Here is a 1,533-nt window from a genome sequence, read left to right as displayed (position 1 = left end):
CCTTGTATAATGAAATAGAGCTATAAAAGCACTATTTCTAGTTTATTTAATTTTTTAGTATATAATTAACATAGACGCTGTGGATTAGTGTGACCTCCTATAGCTTCGACTATTTCTTTTAGGCTCTAATCATAGTTCTATGTTTAATTGTTAATTAGTTAGATAACGCTCGACGTTTTATATGTAGCAAGGATACGTTAACATAGTTTTTATGGAGCACAACGTCAAATATTTTTATTTAAAGGAGTTGATAACTATGATTTTTGTTGGTATCGATGTTGCTAAAAATAAACACGATTGCTATATTTTTGATTCTTCTGAAAAGATGATCGAAACAAAGTTTTCTTTTCTAAATTCTTTAGAAGGTTTTACAACTTTTAAAAATATTTTATCCTCATATTCAGATGATTTTTCCAATATAAAAGTAGGAATAGAATCTACTGGACATTATAGCAATAACATTATCAATTTTATTCGTAAAAACAGTCTGGAGTTAAAAATATTTAACCCACTTGCCGTAAATCTTTATCGTAAAGCTATGACACTTCGAAAGACTAAAACCGATAAAATTGATGCTCAAATTATAGCTCAAATGCTTTTCAGCGATGATTCTAATTCCTACCTACCTATAGATTACAACATAAATGAACTAAAGTCACTAGCAAGGCATAGATATAGATTAATAGGTCATCGCGGAAAGTACAAAATATCTGTTACAAGAATATTAGATATTGCTTTTCCTGAGTTAAGTGGTGCAGTTTGGTCAGTACATCAAAAGTCTTCTTATGCTCTATTATTGGAGTTTCCTACAGTAGAAGATATTTCAAAAGCTCATTTAACAAAGTTAACAAACATCTTATCTAAAAATTCTAAAGGACATTATACTAAAGAAAAAGCTAAAGAAATTAAATTGCTTGCAACTAATTCTATTGGTACGTGCGAATGGTCAGTTGGTTTTGAACTACAGCAAACCATACGACTAATCCAAAACATCCAATATGAAATAGATCTCTTAGATAAGAAAATCAAAGAAGCTGTAATAGCAACCAAAACGACATTAATAACAATTCCAGGGATATCTTATGTTCTAGCTAGTATTATCTTATCTGAAATTGGAAATGTTAAAAACTTTTCTAATTCTGGTAAGTTATTAGCTTTCGCAGGATTAGAGCCTTCAACTCATCAATCAGGAAACTATACTGCAAATATGGCTAGAATGGTTAAGAGAGGTTCAAAATACCTCCGCTGGGCTCTTTTACAAGCAGCTAGAACAGTTAGTATGAGAGTTTTCGTTTTCAAAGAATATCTATCTTTAAAGAAATCCCAAGGAAAACATCATTTAGTAGCCATGAGTCATACAGCTAAGAAATTACTAAGAGTCATTTTTCATTTATTAAAAACGGATGAAAAATTCATCTGCAGTTAACTTTTAAAAAATTTAAAATCTTAGCACCTTTTTTTGTAATGCCATTTTTTTTAAACTTGACTTTAAAAAAAATCAATTATTTTTACTTGACTTCATATAGTTAGTCT

General features: G+C 29.5%; 1 protein-coding gene. It reads left to right on the top strand.

Annotated features, from left to right (window positions below; translation table 11 throughout):
* The first annotated feature begins 256 nt into the window (after positions 1–256).
* On the top strand, positions 257–1,426 hold the full coding sequence (locus DYH56_RS15655; protein ID WP_114643781.1) for an IS110 family RNA-guided transposase: 1,170 nt from the start codon (positions 257–259) through the stop codon (positions 1,424–1,426).
* The last annotated feature ends 107 nt before the right edge of the window (positions 1,427–1,533 follow it).

The sequence above is a fragment of the Psychrilyobacter piezotolerans genome (genome assembly GCF_003391055.1).
GTDB lineage: Bacteria > Fusobacteriota > Fusobacteriia > Fusobacteriales > Fusobacteriaceae > Psychrilyobacter > Psychrilyobacter piezotolerans.
The sequence above is the reverse complement of the archived record's forward strand: the minus strand, read 5'-3'. Positions and strand labels throughout refer to the sequence as shown.